The organism is Brevibacillus sp. SIMBA_040 (assembly GCF_046535075.1).
In the GTDB taxonomy this organism is placed as follows: domain Bacteria; phylum Bacillota; class Bacilli; order Brevibacillales; family Brevibacillaceae; genus Brevibacillus.
On record NZ_JAWRXI010000358.1, the window covers coordinates 1 to 244 of the forward strand.

The following is a 244-nucleotide window of genomic DNA, read 5'->3' on the forward strand; positions in this document are numbered from 1 at the left end:
GGTGAAGACTTTGACATTCGTCTGATCGACTACCTCGTCGACGAATTCAAGAAAGAAAGCGGCATGAACCTCAAAGGTGACCCGCTGGCGATGCAGCGCCTGAAAGAAGCCGCTGAAAAAGCCAAGATCGAGCTGTCCTCCGCGCTGTCGACCGACGTGAACCTGCCGTACATCACTGCAGACGCCACCGGTCCGAAGCACTTGAACGTGAAGATTTCTCGCGCCAAGTTGGAAGCACTGGTTG

Annotated in this window: 1 protein-coding gene; it reads left to right on the forward strand. The window is 54.9% G+C overall.

The features are described from left to right. Window positions 1-244, forward strand: a 244-nt coding sequence (locus SB752_RS33110) for an Hsp70 family protein (protein ID WP_410719613.1), incomplete at both ends; no start/stop codon positions are given.